This is a genomic window from Oscillibacter sp. CU971, from assembly GCF_905219725.1.
GTDB lineage: Bacteria > Bacillota > Clostridia > Oscillospirales > Oscillospiraceae > Oscillibacter.
This window is the reverse complement of sequence record NZ_CAJMXG010000057.1, coordinates 1-15070: the sequence shown is the minus strand read 5'-3', so window position 1 is coordinate 15070 and position 15070 is coordinate 1. Positions and strand designations below refer to the sequence as shown.

15 protein-coding genes and 1 riboswitch are annotated in these 15070 nt (G+C 63.8%); of the genes, 13 read left to right on the top strand and 2 right to left on the bottom strand.

Translation table 11 applies throughout. The annotated features are described in order from the left end of the window. A partial coding sequence (locus JX325_RS06110) for a hypothetical protein (protein WP_374220591.1) occupies positions 1-418 on the bottom strand: 418 nt, incomplete at its 3' end. Between the two features lie 126 nt (positions 419-544). Here JX325_RS06110 and JX325_RS06105 point away from each other — a divergent pair. The 13 genes from JX325_RS06105 to topA all read left to right on the top strand — a co-directional run bounded on the left by JX325_RS06105 (position 545) and on the right by topA (position 14373). Continuing rightward, a complete protein-coding gene (locus JX325_RS06105; RefSeq protein WP_204790270.1) occupies positions 545-1354 on the top strand; it encodes a PhzF family phenazine biosynthesis protein in 810 nt (269 codons plus the stop codon). Between the two features lie 70 nt (positions 1355-1424). Continuing rightward, entirely contained in the window at positions 1425-2069 is a 645-nt protein-coding gene (locus tag JX325_RS06100; protein ID WP_204790269.1) for an aspartate/glutamate racemase family protein, read from the top strand. Positions 2070-2359: 290 nt separating this feature from the next. Beyond that, on the top strand, positions 2360-3736 hold the full coding sequence (rsxC, locus tag JX325_RS06095; protein WP_204790268.1) for an electron transport complex subunit RsxC: 1377 nt from the start codon (positions 2360-2362) through the stop codon (positions 3734-3736). Further along, positions 3733-4773 carry an RnfABCDGE type electron transport complex subunit D gene (locus JX325_RS06090; protein ID WP_204790267.1) on the top strand — a complete coding sequence of 347 codons (1041 nt, stop codon included), beginning with the start codon at positions 3733-3735 and terminating at the stop codon, positions 4771-4773. Before rsxC ends, JX325_RS06090 begins: the two co-directional genes overlap by 4 nt. Beyond that, on the top strand, positions 4770-5390 hold the full coding sequence (locus JX325_RS06085; RefSeq protein ID WP_204790266.1) for an FMN-binding protein: 621 nt from the start codon (positions 4770-4772) through the stop codon (positions 5388-5390). The genes JX325_RS06090 and JX325_RS06085 overlap by 4 nt, the downstream gene beginning before the upstream one ends. An 18-nt stretch (positions 5391-5408) precedes the next feature. Continuing rightward, the gene (gene rsxE, locus JX325_RS06080) at positions 5409-6008 is read left to right on the top strand and encodes an electron transport complex subunit RsxE (protein ID WP_204790265.1); all 600 of its coding nucleotides are present in this window, start codon (positions 5409-5411) and stop codon (positions 6006-6008) included. Further along, positions 6009-6599, top strand: a complete 591-nt coding sequence (rsxA, locus tag JX325_RS06075) for an electron transport complex subunit RsxA (protein ID WP_204790264.1) — start codon at positions 6009-6011, stop codon at positions 6597-6599. It abuts the gene before it with no gap. A 16-nt stretch (positions 6600-6615) separates the two neighbouring features. After that, a complete protein-coding gene (locus tag JX325_RS06070; protein ID WP_204790263.1) occupies positions 6616-7506 on the top strand; it encodes an RnfABCDGE type electron transport complex subunit B in 891 nt (296 codons plus the stop codon). A gap of 160 nt (positions 7507-7666) precedes the next feature. Continuing rightward, positions 7667-7766: riboswitch (THF riboswitch) on the top strand. Positions 7767-7828: 62 nt separating this feature from the next. After that, positions 7829-8380 carry a folate family ECF transporter S component gene (locus JX325_RS06065; RefSeq protein ID WP_204790262.1) on the top strand — a complete coding sequence of 184 codons (552 nt, stop codon included), beginning with the start codon at positions 7829-7831 and terminating at the stop codon, positions 8378-8380. A gap of 13 nt (positions 8381-8393) precedes the next feature. Then, positions 8394-9680, top strand: coding sequence for a folylpolyglutamate synthase/dihydrofolate synthase family protein (locus tag JX325_RS06060; protein ID WP_204790261.1), 1287 nt, complete (start codon positions 8394-8396; stop codon positions 9678-9680). A 224-nt stretch (positions 9681-9904) separates the two neighbouring features. Further along, on the top strand, positions 9905-10687 hold the full coding sequence (locus tag JX325_RS06055) for an RNA methyltransferase (RefSeq protein ID WP_204790260.1): 783 nt from the start codon (positions 9905-9907) through the stop codon (positions 10685-10687). Between the two features lie 70 nt (positions 10688-10757). Continuing rightward, entirely contained in the window at positions 10758-11957 is a 1200-nt protein-coding gene (dprA, locus tag JX325_RS06050) for a DNA-processing protein DprA (RefSeq protein WP_204790259.1), read from the top strand. A gap of 49 nt (positions 11958-12006) precedes the next feature. Continuing rightward, complete coding sequence (topA, locus tag JX325_RS06045; protein ID WP_204790258.1) at positions 12007-14373, top strand: type I DNA topoisomerase; 2367 nt, start codon at positions 12007-12009, stop codon at positions 14371-14373. On the opposite strand, the gene JX325_RS06040 is transcribed toward topA, so the two are convergent. Then, complete coding sequence (locus JX325_RS06040; RefSeq protein ID WP_204790257.1) at positions 14370-14618, bottom strand: hypothetical protein; 249 nt, start codon at positions 14616-14618, stop codon at positions 14370-14372. The two genes, topA and JX325_RS06040, sit on opposite strands and share 4 nt — an antisense overlap. Positions 14619-15070 lie beyond the last annotated feature (452 nt).

The following is a 15070-nucleotide window of genomic DNA, read 5'->3' as shown; positions in this document are numbered from 1 at the left end:
GCATCACCCCGTTGAGGCAGCTGACAGGCAGGAACAGGGCGAAGGCCCGGAGGGCGGATTCCGCCGCGGCGTCCCCAATCCACCCCCCGGCGATTCGAGGCGTGAGGACCCAAAGCCCCGCCCCCGCGGGCAGGGCGAAGAGGAGGCAGTACCGGATACTGCCGGACAGGGCGGGCCGGACGCTCCGCCGCCGTCCCAGGGCCTCGGCGGAGAGGTAGAGGGCGCAGGTCCGGGCCCCGGAGGAGCCCAGGGTGAAAGCCAGCATCCGCACGGAGAGGATCAGCTGCAAAAGGCCCACCCCGGCGGCCCCCAGGCGGCCGGAGAGGCAGACCTGAAAGCTCATGCCCGCAAGACGCAGGGCCAGGTTGGCCCCGGTAAGCAGCAGAGCGCCGTAGAACATGGTGCTTCCCTTTTTCAAAACAACACCCCCGTCCTACACTATATGGACGAGAGGGAGCGGGTAGGACAAAAAGGGGGGTTGAACCGGCGGCGGGAAGTGTGGTAAAATAAGACAAATATTGCCGTGTTACAGGGGGAAGAGGCTATGAGGCAGTACATTGCGGACGCCTTCGCGGAGGAGCTGTTTACGGGAAACCCGGCGGCGGTGCTTCCCTGCAAGCAGATGCCGGACGCGGCGCTTATGCAGAGCATCGCCATAGAGAACAACTATTCGGAAACCGCCTTCGTGGTGAAAACGGGTTCCGGGGCCTATGACCTGCGGTGGTTTACCCCCAGCGGGGAGATTGACCTCTGCGGCCACGCTACNCTGGNGTCGGCCTACGTTGTCAGTGANTTTGTGGAGCCCGGCGTTTNGGAGATGCGCTTTCAGACCCTGAGCGGGGAACTGCGGGCCACGCGGGAAGGGGAGTGGATTACCCTGGATTTTCCCGTTGGAAAGGCGAAGCCCGTCCCGGTGACGGAGGCGATGCTGGCCGCCACGGACGGCCTGGCCCGGGAGGCGTATTTCGACGGCGGGGACCTGGTGATCACCGTGGGAAGCGAGGAAGAGCTGGCCCGGTTTGTCCCCAACGACGGGTTGATTTTAAAGCTGGACGGCCTGCGGGACGGGCTGGGGCTGATCCTGACCGCCCCTTCCGCGGAGTACGATTTTGTGTCCCGGTACTTCTACCCCTGTTCTTATCCCAGGGCCCATGTCATGGAGGACCCCGTAACAGGGCGGGCTCACACCTTCCTGGCCCCTGTTTGGGCAAAGAAGCTGGGAAAAACCCGCATGACGGCCCGGCAGATTTCCCGGCGGGGCGGCGTGGTGGCCGTCCGGCTGGAAGGAGGCCGGGTCTTCCTGGGGGGAAAGGTTTTTCTGTTTATGGAGGGGGAAATCCCCTTTGATTTGTAGGCGGGGCCTTCGGCTCTTTTCGGGAGCGTCATTTTAATGGAATCAAACGCACACAAAGGAGAAAACGCATATGAAAATTGCCGTCATCGCCGGGACTCCGGTAGACACACAGATGGGCGTGGAGCTGCTGAAAAGCCGGGGGGCGGAGGCCCTGGGCTTCCCCATCTCCCGGACCCCGGAGGAGCAGACCGCCTTTCAGGTGGGCTCCCAGTCCGCCCGGGAGGCGGCGGTGGGGGCTGTTTTAGAAAACATCAAAATCCGGGGGATGGACCGGGTGCTGCTCTACTGCAATTCCCTCAGCGCCACCATCGACGCGCACGGCCTGGCGGAAGGGAGGGGCCTTCGCATCTGGACGCCCATGGACGTCTACGGTGAGATCGCCCTCCAATACCGCCGCATCGGCGTGCTGGCCGCCAACTGCCAGGGGGCCGCCGGAGTGGAGCGGGCCATGGTGAACGCCTCCCCCGAGACTTTGGTCTTTGGGGCGGGGGTGCTGCCGCTGGTGCTGGGCGTAGAAGCCGGGACGCCGCCGGAGGAGCTGGCGGAGGACTGCGGCCTGGGGCTTCTTCTCCGCTTCTTCGAGGACAACGGGGCGGAGGCGGTGGTGCTGGGCTGCACCCACTTCCCCTATGTGAAGCAGGCCCTGGGAAAGCGGACAAGCCTCCCCGTTCTGGACCCGGCGGAGCGGCTGGCGGAGCTGGTTCTGGCCCCCTGAAGGGCGGAAATTTCCAGGTAAACGATTACGTACCGTCCCTCTGGAAAACGGAGGGGCGGCGCGTTTCTTTTTCCAGGGTCCGGGAGCCTTTGGGGCCGTAAAGGTTTCGCAAGAAAAGGCAAAAAATCCAGAAAATTTGCCGTTCACAGACTGGACATTTTTAGAAGAAGGGTGTACAATGCAAGGAAGTATGCGATGGTATGTCCAGGCACGTCAGCCCGTCCAGACGGTGGACGGCAGGACCGCCCCCCGCCCGGGCCGCTGCCAGCAGTAAAAAATGAGGTGAAATAATGGCACAAGCGTTCTTTGGCGGCGTTCATCCCCACGACATGAAAGCCGCGACCAATGAAAAGGCCATCGAGCAGCTGCCTGCCCCTGCTCAAGTGGTCATCCCCATGTCCCAGCACTTCGGCGCGCCATGCACCCCCCTTGTCAAGGCCGGCGACCATGTGAAGGTGGGCCAGAAGATCGGCGAGTTCCGCGGTCTTGGCGCCCCCATCCATGCCAGCGTCTCCGGCACCGTCAAGGCGGTGGAGCCCCGTCCCTATTCCATGGGCGGAAACGTCATGTCCGTGGTCATTGACAACGACGGACAGGACGAGGTCAGCGAGGAGGTCCAGGCCCCCGCGAACCCGGACGCCCTGAGCGTGGACGAGATGGTGGAAATCGTGAAAAACGCCGGCATCGTCGGCATGGGCGGCGCAACCTTCCCCACCCATGTGAAAATCTCCGGCGGCATCGGAAAAGTGGACACCGTGATCATCAACGGCGCGGAGTGCGAGCCCTACATCACCGGCGACCACCGGGCCATGCTGGAGCGCTCCGAGGAGATCATCGGCGGCGCGACCTACCTCGCCAAGATGTTCGGCGTGGAAAAAGTGGTCATCGGCGTGGAGGTCAACAAACAAAACGGCATCGACCGGCTGAACAAAACCATTGCCGAAAAGCACGCCCCCGTGGTGGTGGAGGGCCTCCGCTGCCGCTATCCCCAGGGCGGTGAGAAGCAGCTCTGCCAGGCCATCACCGGCAAGCAGGTGCCCCCGGGAGGGCTGCCCAGCAACATCGGATGCGCGGTATTCAATATCAATACCACCTGCGCCATCTTTAAGGCGATTACCACGGGCATNCCCGTGGTGAAAAAGGTGGTCACCGTCTCCGGCTCCGGCGTGGTGGAGCCCAAGAACGTGGAGTGCCCCATTGGCACCCCCGTGTCCCTTCTGTTTGACTTCTGCGGCGGGCTGAAGGACGGCACCTATAAGCTCATCGCCGGCGGCCCCATGATGGGCATGGCCCAGTACACCGCCGACATCCCCGTGGCCAAGGGCACGGGCTGCATGCTGGCCTTCTGCGAGAAGGAAGAGCAGACCGTGGAGCATCCCCAGTGCATCCGCTGCGGCAAGTGCGTGGGCGTGTGCCCCATGCACTTAGAGCCCCTGTTCCTGTACCAGTATGCCTCCAAGGGCCTGGTGGACGAACTGAACGACGCCCACATCATGGACTGCATGGAGTGCGGCGCCTGCGCCTACACCTGCCCCGCCCGGCTGCACCTGACCCATATGTTCAAAACCGGCAAGCAGCTGGTGAAGGACGCCGCGGCCAAGGCCAAGGCCGCCGCCGAGGCCAAAAAAGCCGCCGAAGAGGCGAAAAAGGAGGTTGTCAACAAATGACGGACTATAAGAATCTCAAGCTGATCGCCACCTCCTCGCCCCATATCCGCGGAAGCGAGACCACCCAGGGCATCATGAAGGACGTCATCATCGCCATGGTGCCCGCCCTGGCGTTCGCCTGCTTCAACTTCGGCCTCCGGGCCTTGACCATGACCGCCGTGTCCGTGGCGGGGTGCATTNTCTTCGAGTGGCTGTACCGCAAGGTGATGAAGAAGCCCCAGTCCGTTCGGGACCTGTCCGCCGTGGTTACCGGCATGCTGCTGGCCTTCGTCAGCCCCGTGCAGATTCCCTATTGGATGATTCTCATTGGCGACGCCTTCGCCATCATCATTGTCAAGCAGCTCTTCGGCGGCATCGGCAAAAACTTCGTGAACCCCGCCCTGGCGGGCCGGGCCGTGCTGCTGGCCAGCTACGCCGGGTCCATGACCACCTGGGTGGACCCCGCCATGAATCAAGCGGNCCTGTTCGGGTCCAACGTGGACATCGTCACCGCCGCCACCCCCCTGGCCTACATGAAGGGCACGGACCCCGTGGCCCTGGCCGAGAGCTTTGGAAACCTCACGGGTACATACAGCGTCAGCCAGATGTTCATGGGCCAGATCGGCGGCTCCCTGGGCGAGGTTTCCGCGCTGAGGCTGATCATCGGCGGCGCGTACCTCATCTGGCGGAAGGTCATCAACTGGCAGACCCCCGCGGCCTACATCGGCACCGTGGCCGTCCTCACCTTCCTGTTNCCCAAGGCCGGCAGCAGCCTGGACTGGATGCTCTACAGCATCTTCGGCGGCGGCCTCATGCTGGGCGCGTTCTTCATGGCCACCGACTACGCCACCTCCCCCGTCACCAAGAAGGGCCAGCTGATTTTCGGCGTGGGCTGCGGATTGTTCACCGTGCTGATCCGCTACTTCGGGTCCTATAACGAGGGCGTGTGCTACTCCATCATGGTCATGAACCTGTTCGTGCCCTTCATCGACAAGTACACCAAGCCCGTGCGCTTCGGCGTTGTGAAATCCGACAAGAAGGAGGGGGCCGCGAAATGAGCACCAAGAGCAAGGAAAAGGTCCAGATGGACCCCGCGTACATTNTTAAACTGACCGTCACGCTGCTGGTCACCTGTNTGGTTGTGGCGGCGGCATTGGGCGGCGTCAACGCCGTCACCGAGGAAAAAATCGACGCCATCAACTGGGCTAAGACCGTGGAGGCCATGAAGGCCGTGGTGGCGGACCCGGACAACACCACCTTCTCCGACAAGCTGACCCTTACCGACGAGATGACCGCCGCCTCCGGCAGCGTCACTCTGGACTCCGTGTATGAGGCCCAGGTGGGCGGCGCGACGGCGGGCTACGCCATCAAGGTGGTGTCCNGCGGCTCTCAGGGCAAGATTGAAATGATGGTGGGCGTGGACGGAGAAGGAACCGTCACCGGCGTGTCCATCGTCAAAAACGCGGAAACCGCAGGCATCGGCTCCAAGGTCATGACCAACATGCCCACCGCCTCCGGCGTGGGCGTCCTGAGCCAGTTCGAGGGCAAGAGCGCCGCCGACGGGCTTTTGGCAGTGGGAACGAATGTGGACGCCATCTCCGGCGCCACGGTCTCCACCCGGGGCGTGACCAACGGCGTCAACGCCGCGCTGGCTGTGGCCGGCGTGATGGGCTGAGAAAGGGGGAGCTGAAACATGAATCTTGGTAAACAGCTGAAAGAGGGCCTGCTGACCCAAAACCCCGTTCTGGTGCAGATGCTGGGCCTGTGCTCCACCATGGCCATCACCACCTCCATCATGAACGGCTTAGGCATGGGCGTGTCCGTGCTCATCATTCTGACGGCGGCCAACGTGGTTATCTCCGCCATCCGGAAGATCGTCCCCGACAAGATCCGTATCGCCATGTTCATTGTGGTCATCGCGGGCTTCGTCACCTGCGTGGNCCTGCTGCTTCAGGCCTTTGTCCCGGCGATTGCCGAGTCTCTNGGCGTGTTCATTCCGCTGATCGTGGTGAACTGCATCATCCTGGGCCGGGCGGAGGCCTTCTCCTATAAGANCGGCGTGGGCGCTTCCTTCTTCGACGGCATCTTCCAGGGCCTGGGCTACACCCTCGTCCTGCTGGCGATGTGCTTCATCCGGGAGCTGCTGGGCGCGGGAACCCTGGCGGGCTTCCGCATCATTCCGGAGCAGTTCCCCATCGGCATTCTGACTCTGCCCGTGGGCGGCTTCCTGGTGCTGGGCTTCCTCATCGCCGCCATGCAGTGGGCGCTGTCCAAGAGTAAGGAGGGCAAGTAAATGGATCAAATTTCAAGACTGCTGGCGATTACNCTGGCCGCCATCCTGGCGAACAACTTCATCTTCTCCCAGTTCCTGGGCATCTGCCCCTTCCTGGGCGTTTCCAAGAAGGTGGATACCGCCGTGGGCATGGGCTTCGCTGTGACCTTCGTCATGGGCCTGGCCTCCGCCATCACCTGGGCGGTGAACAAATTCATCCTGGTGCCTCTGGATCTGGAGTACATGCAGACCGTGGCCTTCATTCTGGTTATCGCGTCTTTGGTGCAGTTCATTGAGATGTTCCTCCAGAAGTNCATGCCCTCCCTGNACANGGCCCTGGGCGTGTACCTGCCCCTGATCACCACCAACTGCGCGGTGCTGGGCGTTGCGCTGCTGAACATTCAGGAGGGTTACAACTTCATTGAGTCCGTGGTCTACGGCATCACCGGCGGCATCGGCTTCCTGGTTGCCATCGTGCTGTTTGCCAGCATCCGGGAGCGGCTGGTCTTTGCCGAGTATCCCAAGAGCTTCGAGGGCTTCCCCATCGCGCTGGTCACCGCCGGTCTNATNGCCCTGGCGTTNATGGGCTTCTCCGGCTTGGTAANTTGGTAAGGAGGGCGGTTGCGTTATGATGAATATTTTATTCGCGGTGGCCGTCCTGGGCGTTCTGGGCGCGATCTTCGGCCTGGTCCTGGCCGTGGCCTCCAAGATTTTCGAGGTAAAGAAGGACCCCCGTGAGGAGGCCATCCTGGGCCTGCTGGCCGGGGCCAACTGCGGCGGCTGCGGCTATCCCGGCTGCGGCGGCTGTGCCGCCGCCATTCTGGCGGGAGAAGCTCCCGTCACTGCCTGCGCCCCCGCCGGGGCGGAAAACGCCGCCGCCATTGCCAAGATTATGGGCATGGAGGCTCCCACCGGGGAGCGGCAGGTGGCTTTCGTNCGCTGCACNNGCGGCGTGAACGCGAAAANGCGCTTTGACTATGTGGGCGTCAAGGACTGCATCTCCGCGACGAAGGTCGCGGGCGGTCCCCTGGAGTGCGCCTTCGGCTGCCTGGGCTTTGGCTCCTGCGTGGCCGCGTGCCAGTTCGGCGCCATGTCCATCGGCCCCGGCGGCACCGCCGTGGTGGACCCGGACAAGTGCACCGNCTGCATGGCCTGCGCCGCCGCCNGCCCCCGGCACCTGATTACCTCCGTCCCCGTGTCCAAGAAGGTTCACGTAGGCTGCGCCAACCAGGACAAGGGCAAGGCGGCTATGAGCGTCTGCTCCACCTCCTGCATCGGCTGTGGATTGTGCCAGAAGGAGTGCAAAAAAGACGCCATCCATGTGGAAAACGGCGTAGCGGTCATCGACTACGACAAGTGCGTGGGCTGCNAGCTNTGCACCAAGGTNTGCCCGAGAGACGCCATTCTCCNTGTGGCAACNGCCGAGGAGAAGGAAAAGTACAAGGCCNTCANGAAGGCTCAGGCCGAAANGGCCAAGGCCGCGGCGGAAGCCAAAGCCGCGGAACCCGCTGGAAAGTAACCCTTCAAGATGCTGGAAAACGCCCCGGATTCAGGTCCGGGGCGTTTTTTCGCCCGTTAAGGCGGACCTGGATTTTTATGGAATTTATCGAAGGGCCTTGTATTTTGACGGAAGCTGGTATATGATAAGGGCGTCCCCCGGCGAAGGCCGGAAGGACAAAGGCAGAGTAGGGACACGCGTGTCAAAGTGCCGGAGAGACGGGGAGTTGCTCTTTGGACGAAGGAAGAAATTCCGCAGTGCGCGTCCCGCATCCCNCTGCCGCATATGGGAACGGGCTTCCTCTGTGCGGCGTGCTGCCGCATTTTTAGAGGAGGTTTTTGTTATGCCCAAAAGGAATGTGAAACGGATGTGCTACGCCGCGCTGCTGGCGGCCATGTACCTGCCCCTGTCGCTCTACGCGGCGGTGCAGGTGGGGAATGTGCGGATTTCCTTCGGCTCCCTGCCGGTGGTGGCGGCCGCCCTGCTCTTCGGCCCGGTGGACGCGGTAATCGTGGCCATGGTGGGCGAGTTCTTCAAACAGCTTTTGACCTACGGCGTCACCTACACCACCGTGCTGTACCTGATCCCCCCGGCCCTCCGGGGCCTGGTGGTAGGCCTGGGGGCNCTTGCGCTGCTGTCCCTCCGGGGCCAGCGGCTGGAGGAGCGGCGGATGCTTTGCTATGCTGTTTGCATCGTGGCGGCCGTCTGCACCACCCTGGGGAACACCCTGGTGAACTGGCTGGACAGCGTGCTGATGGGCTACTATTTTCCAGGCCTGATTCTGGGGGATTTTGTCTGGCGGCTCATAGTGGGCATGATCAACGCCGTGGTGATGTCCTCCCTGGCAATCCCCCTGGTGAAGGCGCTCCGGCAGCGGAACGCGGTCAGCCTGTAAAGGAGGCGGCGCCATGACGGGAGAAGAGGCCGTAGCCTACGTCTGGTCCCACGGCTGGGATGCCCATGCCCCCGGCCTGGGCCGCGTCCGGGAGCTGCTTCGCCGCCTGGGGGACCCCCAGAAGGGGCTGAGATTTATCCACGCGGCGGGCACCAACGGCAAGGGCAGCGTCTGCGCCTGTCTCGCCTCCGTGCTGGAGGCGGCGGGGTATCGGGTGGGGCTGAACACGTCCCCCCACCTGGAACGCTTTCATGAGCGCATCCGGGTGAACGGGGAGGAGATTTCCGATGAAGCCCTTGGGGCGGTGATGGACCGGGTCCGCCCTGCGGCGGAGGCCATGGCGGAGCACCCCACGGAGTTCGAGCTGATCACCGCCGCCGCCTTCCTGCACTTTCAGGAGCAGGTCTGTGATATCGTGGTCCTGGAGACCGGCCTGGGCGGGGGCTTGGACGCCTCCAACGTCATCGAGACTCCGGAGCTGGCAGTCCTCACCGCCATGGGCATGGACCACGCCGCCATTCTGGGCCCCACCCTTCGGGACATCGCCGCCGCCAAGGCGGGGATTATCAAGCCGGGGGGGACCGTGGTCAGCCGGGGGGGCTGTCCCGAGGCGGACGAGGTGTTTCGCCAGGTCTGCCAAGAGCGGGGGGCGGACTTGACGGAGCTGGACCTCTCCCGGCTGCGGGTCCGGCGGCTAGACCTGGAGGGCGCGGTTTTCGACTTCGCCCCCTGGGAGGACCTGACCATCCCCCTGGCGGGGGCCTATCAGGCGGAGAACGCCGCCCTGGCCCTGACGGCCCTGGAGGCCTTGAAGAAAAAGGGATGGAGCATCCCGGAGGAGGCCGTCCGCCAAGGGCTGGCGGCAGTCCGCTGGCCGGGGCGCTTTGAGGTCCTGGGGAAACGCCCCGTTTTCCTCCTGGACGGCGCCCACAACGCCCACGGCATGCGCGCGGCGGCGGAGAGCCTGCGGGCCCTCTTTCCCGGAAAACGGCTGACCTTCCTCCTGGGCATCCTGGCGGACAAGGACGCCGGGGAGATGCTGGACCTGCTGGCCCCCCTGGCGGAGCGGGCCTTTGTCCTCCGGCCCGACAGCCCCCGGGCCATGGACCCGGCGGCGCTGTGCGCCCTTCTGGCCAAGCGCGGGGTGGAAGCCCGGCCCTGCGTTTCGGTAGAAGAGGGGCTGAACGCCGCCCTGGCGGCGGCGGGGGAGGCAATCTGCGCCCTGGGTTCCCTGTACCTCTGCGGCGAGGTGCGCGCGGCTTATACCGGGAAATTCCCGCCGCCGGGGACATGCCGCTGAACGAAGAAGCCTGAACAAGAAGCAGGTCCGCCGGGCGGGCCTGCCCTTGTTTTATGGAAGGAAAATTCTGCCATTTCTCAGAAAACAAGGGAAGAAAGCCCGCCTGACGGCTTGACAAGCCCGGCGGATCCCTTTATGATAAGAAAGAATCTACATTTTGCCGCGGCGACGGGGGTGGATTTCCGTCACTATGCCGGTACCGGCAGGAGAGGAGGCGCGCCGCCATGGAGACTATCACCAGCAAGTNANATCCNCTGTGCGTCCATCTGCGGAANCTGGCCTCCTCCCGTTCCTACCGCGAGGAAACGGGAGAATTTTTGTGCGACAGCCCCAAGCTCCTCCAGGAGGCGGCGCTGTGGGGCGCGCCCATCACGGCGCTGCTGTACACCCAGGGGGCGGCGCTGCCCCCTGGACTGGAAGGGCGGGTTCCCCGGATGGCGGAGGTCAGCGAGAGCGTCATGCGCTCCGTCAGCCCCATGGAAACCCCCCAGGGGGCCGTTTTTTCCTGCCGGTCCCCGGGCTGTGCCCCGCCGGAGCGGCTGGGGCCCGGCGCNGGGGGGCGGCTGCGCTTCCTGGTGCTGGACGGGGTGCAGGACCCCGGCAATGTGGGCACTATCCTTCGGACGGCGGACGCCTTCGGGACACGGGTGATCGTGCTCCCCGGCTGCGCCGACCTCCATAATCCCAAAACCCTCCGGGCGGGAATGGGAGTCCATTTCCGTACCGAGATCTACCGCTGTACCCTGGAGGAGCTGACGGCTCTTTTGAAAGAGGCGGGCCTGCCCCTCTACGGCGCGGCCCTGCGGGAGGACACGGCGGATGTGCGGGAGGTGGATCTCCGCCGCTGTGCCATGGCCGTGGGCAGCGAGGGCCGGGGCCTCTCGGCGGCGGTGCTGGCGGCCTGTGACAAGACCGTCCGCATCCCCATGGCCCCCCGGTGCGAGTCCCTGAACGCCGCCTCGGCGGCCTCGGTGCTGCTGTGGGAGGCGGCGCGGGGAGAATATTAAAAATTTGACGCTTGCAATTTGCTTCTATTTAATATAGTATAAAGAACCTTGGAAAAAGGAGGGGCGGGATATGCTGAAATATTGGGTGTGGCTGGCAGAGCTTCCGAGGCTGAAGGGCCCNTTNCGGCTGGCGCTTCTGCGGCACTTCGGTTCGCCGGAGGATATTTTCTTCGCCGACCGGGAGGAGCTGCTGCTGGCGGAGGATGTGCCCCCAGGTCAGGCGGAACTGGCCTTGAACCGGGACCTTTCCGCCGCGGACCGTATTTTGGCGGACTGCCAGCGCTTGGGCCAGCGGATTTTGACCATTCAAGACGCGGAGTATCCACAGCGCCTGCGGAACATCTTCGACCCGCCCCTGGTGCTCTACGTCAAGGGGCGGATGCCCGTCATGGACGAGGAGGCGGCCATCGCGGTGGTGGGCACCCGGGAGTGCACGCCCTACGGAACCGCCTGCGGAGAGCGGCTGGGCCGGGAGCTGGCGGCTTCCGGTGCGGTGGTAGTGACAGGGCTGGCCCGGGGCGTGGATTCCGCCGCCGCCCGGGGAGCCCTCCGGGCGGGCGGATCCGTCGTGGGCGTGACGGGCGGCGGTCTGGATGTCGTCTATCCCCCGGAAAATGGAGACTTGTACGCCGACGTCGCCGCCAGGGGGGTGCTGCTGTCCGAGTATCCGCCGGGCTCCCCGCCGGATAAAGCCCACTTTCCCGTCCGAAACCGGATTATGTCCGGCCTCAGCGTGGCCGCTCTGGTGGTGGAGGCCCCGGGGCACAGCGGCGCGCTCATCACCGCCCGGCTGGCCCTGGAGCAGGGCCGGGAGGTTTACGCCGTCCCCGGTCCCATCGACGCCCCGGACAGCGTGGGCTGCAACCGCCTGATCCGGGACGGCGCGGGCCTGGCGGCGGAGGGCTGGGACATCCTCCGGGATTTCCAGGAGCGTTTCCCGGAAAAGCTGCGTCCCGCTCGGAAGCTCCCGGCCTGGACGCCCCTGCCCACCCGGCGGCGGGCCGAGCCCCGGCGGAAGCCGGAGCCTGCTCCGGAGCCGGAAAAAGCGCCCGCGCTCCGGGCTGTGAGCCGGGAGGGCCTGACGGACGATCAGATCGCCCTTCTTGGGGTGCTGGAGCCGGAGGGCCCCGTTCAAGTGGACGATTTAATCGAAAGCACCGGCATTCCCGCCCGGCGGGTTTCGTCGGCCCTGACCATGCTGGAGATTGACGGCTGCGTACGGCAGCATGACGGCAAGCGGTACACACGGACCGTGGCGCTGACGGAATAAAGCGAATTTCATTNCCCCTCCCGCGGGGCGGGAAACAACGGAGGTAACTATGTCAAAGCAGTATCTGGTCATCGTGGAATCCCCGGCGAAGGCCAAGACCATCGGAAAGTATNTGGGGAAGGAGTACACCGTTAAGGCCTGTATGGGCCACCTGCGGGATCTGCCCAAGAGCAAGCTGGGCGTGGACCCGGAGNAGGATTTTGAGCCGGTTTACCAGCCCATCAAGGGCAAGGAAGATATCATCAAGGACCTGAAAAAATCCGCCAAGGCGGCGGACACCGTGTTTCTGGCAACCGACCCGGACCGGGAGGGGGAGGCCATCTCCTGGCATTTAAAGCACCTTTTGGACCTGCCGGACGAGAAGACCCGGCGGGTGACCTTCAACGAAATCACAAANAAAGTNGTCCAGGAGNGCATCCAGTCCCCCCGGGCCATCGACCAGAACCTGGTGGATGCCCAGCAGGCCCGGCGCATCCTGGATCGGCTGGTGGGCTATGAGCTGAGCCCCCTCCTGTGGAAAAAGGTCCGCCGGGGCCTTTCCGCCGGGCGGGTCCAGTCTGTGGCCACTCGGATGGTGGACGACCGGGAGCGGGAGATCGAGGCCTTCCAGCCGGAGGAGTACTGGACCCTGGACGTGAACCTCCTGGGCGGCCACAAGCCCTTTGCCGCCCGCTACCACGGGAAGGACGGGAAGAAGGCGGAGCTGAAAAGCNAGGCCGAGGTGGACGCGGTGGTCCATGAGACGGAAAACGCCGCCTTCTCGGTGAAGAGCGTGAAGCGCACCGACAAGCAGCGCAGCCCCTCGCCCCCCTTCACCACCTCCACCATGCAGCAGGAGGCCTCCCGAAAGCTGAGCATGACCCCCCGGCGGACCATGGCCATTGCCCAGCAGCTCTACGAGGGCGTGGACATCGCCGGAGAGGGCACCGTGGGCCTCATCACCTATATGCGTACCGACTCCCTGCGCCTTTCCGAGGAGGCCCTGGCGGAGGCCAAGAGCTTTATCCTGGGCCGCTACGGGGACGCCTACGCCAAAACCAACCGCTATAAGGCCAAGGCCAATGCCCAGGACGCCCACGAGGCCATCCGCCCCAGCAACGTCCGCTGGACCCCGGAGGATTTGAAAGCCGACCTCACCGGGGAGCAGTACCGGCTCTACCGCCTGATTTGGAGCCGCTTTGTGGCCTGCCAGATGTCCAACGCCGTGTACGACAGCGTGTCCGTGGAGATCGAGGCCAGCCGCCACGACTTCCGGGCCAGCTCCTCCAGCCTGAAATTCGCGGGTTACACCGCCGTTTATGAAGAAGGCAAGGACGAGGAGAAGGAGGAAAAGGAATCTCCCCTGCCGGAGCTCCAGGAGGGGGACGCCCTGGAGCTGAAGGACTTCACCCCCAGCCAGCACTTCACCCAGCCCCCCGCCCGGTATACCGACGCGTCCCTCATCCGGGCCATGGAGGAGCAGGGCATCGGCCGGCCCTCCACCTACGCCCCCACCGTGTCCACGATTCTGGACCGGATGTATGTAGAAAAAGAGGGCAAGTATTTAAAAATCACCAACCTGGGCCGGGTGGTGACGGAGCTGATGAAGGATAAGTTCACCGACATCGCCGATCTGAAATTCACCGCCCACATGGAGGAGAAGCTGGACTCCGTGGAGGGGGGGAGCATCCCCTGGAAGGGGGTCCTGCGGGACTTCTACGGGGACTTCGACAAGAACCTCAAGCAGGCGGAGCAGGACCTGGAGGGCGTGCGCATCAAGGTGCCCGACGAGGTGTCCACGGAAGTGTGCCCCGAGTGCGGGCGGAACCTGGTGGTGAAAATGGGCCGGTTCGGACGCTTCCTGGCCTGTCCCGGCTTCCCGGATTGCAGCTTCACCATGCCCCTGGTGGTGGAGATGCCGGGCCGCTGTCCCNAGTGCGGCGGGCGGCTGATGAAGCGGACGGGAAAGAGCAAGAAAAACNGGAAGCAGTACACCTACTACTGCTGTGAGCACACCACCAGCAAGGTGGAGGCGGAAAAATGCGACTTCATGACCTGGGACGTGCCGGTAAAGGACGACTGCCCGGCCTGTGAGCAGACCATGTTCAAGAAAGCGGGCAAGGGAGCCCGGAANCCCTTCTGCATCAACCCGGCGTGCTCCAACTTTCTGCCGGAGGATAAGCGGGGCTATCCCCGCTTCGNCGCCCGGAANGNGGGGGAGGAGCCCCCCNCGGCGGANGAGACGCCGAAGAAGCCCGCCGCCAAAAAGGCCGGGAAAACGGCCTCCGCCAAGAAGACAGCGGCCAAGACCGCGAAAGCGGCCTCCGCCAAGAAACCGGCGGCGAAAACGGCTGCGGCGGCGAAGAAAACCACTGCGAAAAAACCCGCCGCAAAGAAAACCGCCGCCAAGAAAGCCGGGACGCCGGAGGAGGGCTAAGAGAGCTCTTTCGCGGCGGCGAAAGCGGCCTGGAACATGGCTTCCTGCTCCATGAGGGCGCGGGCGTTCAAGGCAAGGACGTACTGCTGGAGGATCGCCTGACAGCACTCCGGCAGGGCGGCGGACAGCGCGCCGTAGAGCTGGGCAAGCTCGGCGGCATAGGCGTCCCGCTCGAAGCCGTCTATGTAGCGGTCCAGAGCGTAGGCGCGGAGATCGTCGCAGATGGTTTGCATTAAGGGTGACATGGGGTTGCCTCCAATCTGAAACTTAGTTGCATATTATTATATATGCAACTAAGTTGCCTGTCAAGGGGAAATTATGGAGACTTTTGCAAAGCGGCTCAAAGGATTGCGAAAAGAGAAGAAACGGACCCAGGCACAGATGGCAGACTATCTGTAATGCAGTTTGCGGGCCTATCAGTATTATGAATCCGCAACACATTATCCTGAGATTCCAGATTTGTTGAAGCTGGCCGATTTCTTTGGAGTGTCTACCGATTATTTGTTGGGAAGGTCCCAAGAGAGATAGGTGGAAACCCGGGGGAGGGCGGACACATAGGTCCGCCCCTACAGGTCCGTTTATCGGAGCATCAGCGGCAGCGAAAAGAGAAGGACAGGCCTTTCGACAACCACCAAAACCCCCGCTAAGGCTACGCCGCGGGCTGGAGACATTCGTAAAAAACGGAAGCACGCCTTGC

Coding starts and splice junctions, on each gene's coding strand:
- JX325_RS06060 (WP_204790261.1), top strand. CDS start 8,394: ATGACGGGAGAAGAGGCCGTAGCCTACGTCTGGTCCCACGGCTGGGAT.
- JX325_RS06100 (WP_204790269.1), top strand. CDS start 1,425: ATGAAAATTGCCGTCATCGCCGGGACTCCGGTAGACACACAGATGGGC.
- JX325_RS06040 (WP_204790257.1), bottom strand. CDS start 14,618: ATGTCACCCTTAATGCAAACCATCTGCGACGATCTCCGCGCCTACGCT.